Source organism: Isoptericola sp. NPDC057391 (assembly GCF_042668085.1).
Classification (GTDB): Bacteria; Actinomycetota; Actinomycetes; order Actinomycetales; family Cellulomonadaceae; genus Isoptericola.
Genome location: NZ_JBHVBO010000211.1, coordinates 1 through 6,772, shown reverse-complemented (window position 1 = coordinate 6,772; position 6,772 = coordinate 1). Strand labels below are relative to the sequence as shown.

The following is a 6,772-nucleotide window of genomic DNA, read 5'->3' as shown; positions in this document are numbered from 1 at the left end:
CCGCCACCCCGAGGGGTGACGGGCCGCCGTGGGCACCGCCGGGTCGCGGACGACCCGGGGGTATCAGTTGCCGGTGAGCTTCTCGCGGAGCGCGGCGAGCGCCTCGTCCGACGCGAGCGTGCCCGCGGCCTCCTGCGCCGGCGGGGCCGACGAGTAGGAGGAGGACGACGAGCTGCTGGAGCCGCCACCGGGGACCGCGTCGTTCACGGCCGCGTCGGCGTCCGCCGCGATGGCCGCACGGACCTGCTCGCGGTGCGACTCCCAGCGGGCGTGCGCCTTGGCGTACTCCGCCTCCCAGGCCTCGCGCTGCGTCTCGAAGCCCTCGAGCCACTCGTTGGTCTCCGGGTCGAAGCCCTCGGGGTACTTGTACTCGCCGTTCTCGTCGTACTCGGCAGCCATGCCGTAGAGCGCGGGGTCGAAGTCCTCGGACTCCGGGTCCATGCCCTCGTTCGCCTGCTTGAGCGACAGCGAGATGCGGCGACGCTCGAGGTCGATGTCGATGACCTTGACGAACACCTCGGCACCGACGCTGACGACCTGCTCGGGCAGCTCGACGTGGCGCACGGCCAGCTCGGAGATGTGCACCAGGCCCTCGATGCCGTCCTCGACGCGGACGAACGCACCGAACGGCACGAGCTTCGTGACCTTGCCGGGCACGACCTGGCCGATGGCGTGCGTGCGGGCGAAGGTCTGCCACGGGTCCTCCTGCGTCGCCTTCAGCGACAGGGAGACGCGCTCGCGGTCGTGGTCGACGTCGAGCACCTCGACGGTGACCTCCTGGCCCACCTCGACGACCTCGGACGGGTGGTCGATGTGCTTCCAGGACAGCTCGGAGACGTGCACGAGACCGTCGACGCCGCCGAGGTCCACGAATGCACCGAAGTTGACGATCGAGGAGACGACACCGGGGCGCACCTGGCCCTTCTGCAGGGTCTGCAGGAAGGTGGAGCGGACCTCGGACTGCGTCTGCTCGAGCCAGGCACGGCGCGACAGGACCACGTTGTTGCGGTTCTTGTCGAGCTCGATGATCTTGGCCTCGATCTCCTTGCCGACGTACGGCGCGAGGTCGCGGACGCGACGCATCTCCACGAGGGAGGCGGGGAGGAAGCCGCGAAGACCGATGTCGAGGATGAGGCCACCCTTGACGACCTCGATGACGGTGCCGGTGACGACGCCGTCCTCCTCCTTGATCTTCTCGATCGTGCCCCAGGCGCGCTCGTACTGGGCGCGCTTCTTGGACAGGATCAGGCGACCCTCCTTGTCCTCCTTCTGGAGGACGAGAGCCTCGACGGCGTCGCCCACGGCGACGACCTCGCCCGGGTCGACGTCGTGCTTGATGGAGAGCTCCCGGGACGGGATCACGCCCTCCGTCTTGTAACCGATGTCGAGGAGGACCTCGTCGCGGTCGACCTTGACGATCGTGCCTTCCACGATGTCACCATCGTTGAAGTACTTGATGGTGGCGTCGACGGCGGCAAGGAAGTCCTCCTCGGTGCCGATGTCGTTGACGGCAACCTGCGGGGCGGACTTCGTGGTGGAGATGGTCATTGAGTAGATGCTCCGATGCGGACAGGACGTAGTGCGGACAGGGTCTGTGGCGCGGGCACCGGGCGTCGACGTGACGATCGATCCGCTCGACGCGACTCGAGCGGGGCGATTCGAACGCACAGACGCCCCCGGGCGCACTGCACCGCGGACAATCTTATCGATGGCCCGGCGAGGGGTCAACGCGGGCCCCGTGCCACGATGGCCGCGTGAGCAGTCATCCTCCCGTGCCCCGCCCCGTCACGCACGCGGGATACGACGACGTCCCCGACGACGCCGGCAACGCGGCCGCGCGAGGGTGGTGGGACGAGAACGCCGACGCGTACCTCGCCGAGCACGGGGACTTCCTCGGCGACGCGGGCTTCCGCTGGGGCCCGGAGGGGCTGACGGAGGCGGAGGCCGGCCTGCTCGGCGACGTCGACGGCGCGCGGGTCGTGGAGATCGGGGCCGGGGCGGCGCACTGCTCGCGCTGGCTGGTCGGGCGCGGCGCCCGGGCCGTGGCCACCGACGTCTCCGCACGGATGCTCGCCGGCGCGGCGCGGCTCAACGCCGTCACAGGCACGCGGGTGCCGCTGGTGCAGGCCGACGCCCGAGCCCTCCCGTTCGCGCCGGCCAGCGTCGACGTCCTGTTCACCTCCTACGGGGCGATCCCCTTCGTGGCGGACGCGGCGCGGGTCCACGCCGAGGCCGCCCGCGTGCTGCGGCCCGGCGGCCGGTGGGTGTTCTCCGTGACCCACCCCGTGCGCTGGGCGTTCCCCGACGACCCCACCGTCCGCGGCCTCACCGTGCACCGGTCGTACTTCGACCGCCGCCCCTACGTCGAGACCGACGACCTGGGCGAGGTGCGCTACGCCGAGTACCACCGCACCGTCGGCGACCACGTCCGCGACGTCGTCGCCGCCGGGCTGCGCCTGCGCGACGTCGTCGAGCCCGAGTGGCCCGGCTGGAACACCGCCACGTGGGGCGGCTGGAGCCCGGAGCGCGGCACCGTGCTGCCGGGCACCGCGATCTTCGTCACGACCAAGGACTGACGACCGCCGCCACCATCCCCTGTCGGGCGGTGTCAGTGCCCGGCGTCGTGCCAGGTGGCCCCCGCGCCGACGGAGACGTCCAGCGGCACGTCGAGCTCCACCGCCGCGCCCATCTGCGAGCGCAGCACGTCCTCCGCGGCCTCGCGCTCCCCGGGCGCCACCTCGACGACGAGCTCGTCGTGCACCTGGAGCAGCAGCCGCGACGCGAGGCCCCGCTCGTCCAGCTCCCGCTGCACGCCGAGCATCGCGACCTTGATGATGTCGGCGGCGCTGCCCTGGATCGGCGCGTTGAGCGCCATGCGCTCCGCCATCTGCCGCCGCTGCCGGTTGTCGCTCGTGAGGTCGGGCAGGTACCGGCGACGCCCCAGGATCGTCGCGGTGTACCCCGTGGCCCGCGCCTCCTCGACCACCCCCGTGAGGTAGTCGCGCACCCCGCCGAACCGGGTGAAGTAGTCGTCCATCAGCGACTGCGCCTCGCTGGTGGGGATGGTGAGCTGCTGTGACAGCCCGAAGGCGCTCAGCCCGTACGCGAGGCCGTAGCTCATCGCCTTGATCTTGGAGCGCATCTCGGGCGTGACGCCCTCGGGTGCCACCTCGAACACCCGGGAGCCCACGTACCGGTGCAGGTCCTCACCCGACCGGAAGGCGTCGATCAGCCCCTCGTCCCCGGAGAGGTGCGCCATGATCCGCATCTCGATCTGGCTGTAGTCCGCCGTGAGCAGCGTCTCGTAGCCCTCGCCGACCCGGAAGGCGCGGCGGATGCGCCGCCCCTCCTCGGTGCGGATCGGGATGTTCTGCAGGTTCGGGTCCGTGGAGCTGAGGCGGCCCGTCGCCGCGATCGTCTGCTGGAACGTGGTGTGGATGCGCCCGTCCGGCGCCACCGACTTGAGCAGCCCCTCGACCGTGGAGCGCAGCCGGGTCGCGTCGCGGTGCGCCAGCAGGTGCTCGAGGAAGGGGTGCTCCGTCTTGACGTAGAGGTCCTGCAGCGAGGCAGCGTCGGTGGTGTAGCCCGTCTTGATCTTCTTCGTCTTGGGCATGCCGAGCTGGTCGAACAGCACCTCCTGCAGCTGCTTCGGGCTGCCGAGGTTCACCTGCCGGCCGATCACGTCGTAGGCGTCCGCGGCCGCGTCCGCCACCATCGAAGCGAACTGGCGCTCGAGCTCGGTGAGGTACTCGACGTCCGCCGCGATCCCGGTGGCCTCCATCCGGCCCAGCACGGCCGTGAGGGGCAGCTCCAGGTCGGTGAGGAGCCCCGCGGCGCCCCGGTCCTCGAGCTGCCCGGACAGTGCCTCGGCCAGGTCGACCACGGCCGCCGCCCGCACGGCCGCCTGCCGCGCACGGGGGTCGTCCCCGCCCCCGTCGAGCGCGAGGTCGAGCGCCCCCTGCCCCGCGGCGTCGGGCGCCTCCCCCGCGGACAGCTCCCGCCCGAGCAGGCGCACGGTGAGGTCGGCGAGGTCGTAGCCGCGCTGGTCGGGGTAGCAGAGGTACGCCGCGAGCTCCGTGTCGAAGGCGACGCCCTGCAGGTCGAGCCCTCGCCCGGCCAGCTCGTGCCAGGCGGCCTTGGCGCCGTGCACGACCTTCGGTGCCGCCGGGTCGGCGAGCCACGTCGCGAGCGCGCGCTCGTCCTCGGGCGTCGCGTCGGCCAGGTCGACGACCGCCGCGGCCGTCTCCCCGTCGTGCCCGTCGGCGAGCGCGACGTCCCAGGCGTCCCCCGCCCCCGGCGTCGGCGTCCCGGTGACCTCGAGCCCGAGGGGGCGCCCGGCGCGGACCGCCAGCCAGGCGCCCAGCCCGCCCGGCTCGAGGGCCGCGAGCGCGACCTGCACGCCCGCGACCTCGGCCGCCTCGGCGGGCTCCGCGGACGGGTCCGCGGCGAGCAGCCGGTCGCGCAGGGCGCCGAACTGCAGGGTGTCGGAGACCCGGTGCACGGCCTCACGGTCGAACCCTGCGAGGCCCAGGTCGGCCACCGCCAGCGGCAGCTCCACGTGGTCCAGCAGCCGGTTGAGCTCCCGGTTGAGGCGCACCTGCTCGACCGCCTCCCGCAGGTTGCCCGCCGCCTTGCCCTTCAGCTCGTCGACGTGCTCGAGCAGCGGCTCGAGGCCACCGTAGGTCGTGACCCACTTGGCCGCCGTCTTGGGGCCGACGCCGGGCACGCCGGGCAGGTTGTCGCTCGACTCCCCCACGAGCGCCGCGAGGTCGGGGTACTGCTCCGGCGGCACGCCGTACTTCTCGGCCACGGCCTCCGGGGTCATGCGCGCCAGCTCCGACACGCCGCGCTTCGGGTACAGCACGGTGACGTCCTCGGTGACGAGCTGCAGCGAGTCCCGGTCGCCGGAGCAGACCAGGACGTCGAAGCCCGCCTCGCGGCCCTCGCGCGCGAGCGTGGCCAGGATGTCGTCCGCCTCGATGCCCTCGCGCTGCAGCGCGGGGATGCGCAGCGCCTCGAGGACCTCCTTGATGAGCGGCACCTGCCCGCGGAACACCTCCGGGGTCGCGTCGCGGTTGCCCTTGTACTCGGGGAACCGTTCGGTGCGGAACGTCACGCGCCCGGCGTCGAACGCGACGGCCGCGTGCGTCGGCTGCTCGTCGCGCAGCAGGTTCGTCAGCATCGAGGTGAAGCCGTAGACGGCGTTCGTCACCTGGCCGCTGGACGTCACCAGCGTGTCCGGCAGCGCGAAGAACGCTCGGTACGCCATGGAGTGGCCGTCGATCAGCAGGAGGCGTGGGCGGGTCCCGGTTCGCGCGGAGGTCGTCACGGGTGCCAACCTATCGCCCATGTCTGACACCACCGCCGACGCGCCCCGCTTCCCCCGCACCCTCGAGGAGTGGACCGCCGCCGCGCAGGGCACGCTCATCGAGCGCCTCGGGATCCGGCTCACGGAGGTGGGCGCCGACCGCACCGCCGGCACGATGCCGGTGCCCGGCAACACCCAGCCGGCGGGGCTGCTGCACGGCGGCGCGACGGCGTCGCTCGCCGAGACCCTCGCCTCCGTCGCCGCCCAGCAGCACGCGGGTCCGGGCCGCGCCGCGGTGGGCCTCGAGCTCAACGCGACCCACCACCGCGGCGCGCGGTCCGGCAGCGTGCACGGGGTGGCGACCGCCCTGCACCTGGGGCGGTCGACCGCTGCCTACGAGATCGTCGTCACCGACGACGACGGGCGGCGCGTCTGCACCGCGCGGCTCACCTGCATGATCCTCGACGCCCCCTGAGGCCGGGCGGAGGCGGCGCGGGCCGCGGCGACGGACGGACCGCTCAGGAGGGGACGGACTCGCTCGCCGCGTCGCGCCGCGTCGCGACGCCCAGCGCGGTCACGCCGTCCGGGTCGCCCACGCCCTCGCCCCGCTCGGCCGCCCGCTCGGCGGCCTCGCGCAGCGCGGCGTCGCGCTCGGCCTGGAAGGCGCGCAGGTCGACCGGGCCGGTGGGCAGGCCCGCGGCCCGCGCCCGGCGGCGGCGGGCGACGAGGTCCTCGATCGCCGCGCGGGTCGCCTCGCGGCGCCCCACCCGCGCCGCCGTCCGCGTCGCGCGGGGGTTCTCCTGGACCAGCCGGCGCTGCAACGTCGCCGTGGCGACCACGCGGTGCCCCGACGTGGGGGCGAAACCCAGCCGGGCGAGGAAGCGGTGCATGCCGCGGGCGCCCGGGGCGGGCGCGCAGTAGACGTTCTCCGCGCCCCGCTCGCCCGCCACGGCGGCCGCGGCCGCCAGGAGGGCGTGCCCGACGCCGCGGCGGCGGACGGACGGGCTGACGAAGACGGCGTCGACGTACAGGCTCGTCGTGGTCGCGAACAGCAGCGGGTCGATCACGCGCAGCACCGCGAACCCGCAGATCTCGCCCTCGTGGCTCGCGACGAGCACCTGCCCGCCCGCGCCCAGCAGCACGCTCAGGTGCTCCAGGAGCCGAGAGGCGTCCGAGGGGGTTCCCTGCACGGCCGACGGCGACTCCTCGACGGCGCGCTCCGCCAGGCGCGCGACGTCGACCATGTCGTCCTGCTCGGCCGGCCGGACCTCGACCGCTGCACGCATCGGCACCTCCTCGACGAATGACCGTCCCCGCCCCGGCGCACGGTGGGAGCCTCCCCACCCGGCCTCTCGGGTCCGCCCCGGCAGCCCCGGGGTCACGGTCGTTGAAGCATGAATATCACAGATTGGTCACGACACCCAGGCGACGATAGCGACCGGGTCGCCCTCGCACAATGGGCGG

At 73.6% G+C, this 6,772-nt stretch carries 5 protein-coding genes; 2 read left to right on the top strand and 3 right to left on the bottom strand.

The genetic code is table 11. The features are described 5' to 3' along the window. Positions 1-63: 63 nt before the first annotated feature. Positions 64-1,548: a 30S ribosomal protein S1 gene (gene rpsA, locus ACFUVW_RS18565; protein WP_430572785.1), complete on the bottom strand. Its 1,485-nt coding sequence runs from the start codon at positions 1,546-1,548 to the stop codon at positions 64-66. A 206-nt stretch (positions 1,549-1,754) separates the two neighbouring features. Here rpsA and ACFUVW_RS18560 point away from each other — a divergent pair, with 206 nt between their 5' ends. Beyond that, positions 1,755-2,576, top strand: coding sequence for a class I SAM-dependent methyltransferase (locus ACFUVW_RS18560; protein ID WP_430572784.1), 822 nt, complete (start codon positions 1,755-1,757; stop codon positions 2,574-2,576). Between the two features lie 32 nt (positions 2,577-2,608). Here the strand turns inward: ACFUVW_RS18560 and polA are convergent, their stop codons facing one another. Continuing rightward, a complete protein-coding gene (polA, locus tag ACFUVW_RS18555) occupies positions 2,609-5,350 on the bottom strand; it encodes a DNA polymerase I (protein WP_430572783.1) in 2,742 nt (913 codons plus the stop codon). Here polA and ACFUVW_RS18550 point away from each other — a divergent pair. After that, a complete protein-coding gene (locus tag ACFUVW_RS18550) occupies positions 5,349-5,783 on the top strand; it encodes a hotdog fold thioesterase (RefSeq protein ID WP_430572782.1) in 435 nt (144 codons plus the stop codon). The two genes, polA and ACFUVW_RS18550, sit on opposite strands and share 2 nt — an antisense overlap. A 43-nt stretch (positions 5,784-5,826) precedes the next feature. On the opposite strand, the gene ACFUVW_RS18545 is transcribed toward ACFUVW_RS18550, so the two are convergent. Then, a complete protein-coding gene (locus ACFUVW_RS18545) occupies positions 5,827-6,594 on the bottom strand; it encodes a GNAT family N-acetyltransferase (protein ID WP_430572781.1) in 768 nt (255 codons plus the stop codon). Positions 6,595-6,772 lie beyond the last annotated feature (178 nt).

Bases quoted from the DNA above. Each gene is read 5' to 3' on its own strand.
- rpsA (WP_430572785.1), bottom strand. From the start codon at position 1,548: ATGACCATCTCCACCACGAAGTCCGCCCCGCAGGTTGCCGTCAACGAC.
- ACFUVW_RS18550 (WP_430572782.1), top strand. From the start codon at position 5,349: ATGTCTGACACCACCGCCGACGCGCCCCGCTTCCCCCGCACCCTCGAG.
- polA (WP_430572783.1), bottom strand. From the start codon at position 5,350: ATGGGCGATAGGTTGGCACCCGTGACGACCTCCGCGCGAACCGGGACC.
- ACFUVW_RS18545 (WP_430572781.1), bottom strand. From the start codon at position 6,594: ATGCGTGCAGCGGTCGAGGTCCGGCCGGCCGAGCAGGACGACATGGTC.